General features: G+C 59.5%; 2 protein-coding genes. One reads left to right on the top strand and one right to left on the bottom strand.

From position 1 onward, the window contains the following. Positions 1-377: EamA family transporter (locus DSM100238_RS09205; RefSeq protein ID WP_152356362.1), on the top strand; the 377-nt coding region annotated here is incomplete at its 5' end. Positions 378-1,039: 662 nt separating this feature from the next. On the opposite strand, the gene DSM100238_RS09200 is transcribed toward DSM100238_RS09205, so the two are convergent. Continuing rightward, positions 1,040-1,450, bottom strand: a complete 411-nt coding sequence (locus DSM100238_RS09200) for a peptide deformylase (protein WP_152356361.1) — start codon at positions 1,448-1,450, stop codon at positions 1,040-1,042. Positions 1,451-1,687: the final 237 nt, after the last annotated feature.

The raw sequence follows: 1,687 nt of genomic DNA, 5'->3' as shown, positions 1-1,687 counted from the left end.
TCTCGCCGACAATGTCCGGCGGTTACGACGGGACGACCATATTCTTCTGCTGTGTTGCCGTCGCGCTGTGGATCATCCACTTCACTTCCGGTGACGGGCTGCCTGCGCAAGCCCCTGGAATCGGCGGATATGTTGCGCTGATTGCGTGTGCCGTGTCGATAGCCGGCGGATACGCATGCTGGGGGTACGGCATGCTACACGGCAATATGGAGACGCTCGCCATCGGGTCGTATGCGACACCGGTGTTCTCGACGGCATCCAGCACGTTGCTGCTGGGGGTTGCGCTTGGATTGCCGTTCTGGATTGGCGTGGTGCTGGTGGTGTCCGGATCGCTGCTCAACGTGTGGTTTTCGCGGCGGGCGCGTGCGCGGGCATGACAGGAACGGACATCGGGCGCGGCGCACATGCCAGACGCGAACGGGGCGGCCAATTGATGAGCCGGGAGTGAGCCAGGAATGAGCCAGGAATCTATCGACCTGCGATGATGACCTGCACCGGAGACCTGCGATGATTCGCATCAATCCGTCTCGCCCATATCGATCCACATCAACCAACCCCAATCCACTTCAATCGTCATTCTGCAGTACCGATTCTGCGGCACTGATTCCGCGGTACCGATTCCGCGGTACCGATTCCGCGGTACCGATTCCGCAGTACTCACTTTGTGAGGATTCACTCACACACCGGGTATCACAACACCCGAAACCAGCGAATCCGACGTCTCCGCACACCGTTGTGTGAGGATTGACTCACAAACCAGGTAGTACGAACGCCGAAACCAGTCGGCTAGTCACCCGCCACACACCTCCATGTGAGGATTCGCTCACAAGCCGGGTAACACGAACACCGAAACCGACAGAACCAGCACCTCCACACCCCACCGTGTGAGGATTGCCTCACAAAACGCGACATCCGGAACCACTCGGAACCAGCCGGAACCACCCAGTACCACCAGCCCGCCGCTCGCCGCATGCCACCCGCCGCACACCATCGTGCGGGAATCTCTCACACGCGACGAACAGCACCCGCCGCAGCCAACTCACACCAGAATGCCGTCGAGATGGTCAACCTCATGTTGAATGATCTGCGCAACCCACCCGGAATAGCTGGTCACATGCCTGTGGAAGCCGTCATCCTGCCATGCGACAGTAATGTTCTCGTACCGCTTGACCCGCGTCACGCCTTCCAACGACAGGCATCCCTCTTTCGTCAAGTACATGCCGTCACGTTTGATGATGACAGGATTGACCATGACGACGTCTTTCTCCCCCATCGTGACGATGATGATGCGCGTCAGACTGCCGATCATGTTGCCGGCCATGCCCACGCAATCGTCATGATGCGCGGCGAGCGTGTCGCGCAAATCCGCGATCACCGCCGCATCATCCGCCGTCGCGGGCGCTGATTTACGGGCGAGGAACGTCCGGTCTTTCACGATGTCACGTTGCATGAGATCTCCTGTCTGGCTTTCTTGCGGTTACGTTTGCGGCTCGCTTACGTTAGCGCATTTGTACGCTGATTGGCGCTTGTCATCATACCGGTGACCACCGATGCGGTTCGTGTGCATCCAACGCGGCCGACCACGGCCGACACGCTCGTACTGCTCACCGCGCGGGATCGCACAACCGATACACGCACCACACGAGAACGGGTGTCAACACGAGTGATGTGCACACATCGGTCGGAT

Source organism: Bifidobacterium apri (assembly GCF_009299485.1).
Classification (GTDB): Bacteria; Actinomycetota; Actinomycetes; order Actinomycetales; family Bifidobacteriaceae; genus Bifidobacterium; species Bifidobacterium apri.
Note: the sequence above shows the minus strand (reverse complement) of the source record. Positions and strands in the feature narration are given on the sequence as shown.

Coding starts and splice junctions, on each gene's coding strand:
- DSM100238_RS09200 (WP_152356361.1), bottom strand. CDS start 1,450: ATGCAACGTGACATCGTGAAAGACCGGACGTTCCTCGCCCGTAAATCA.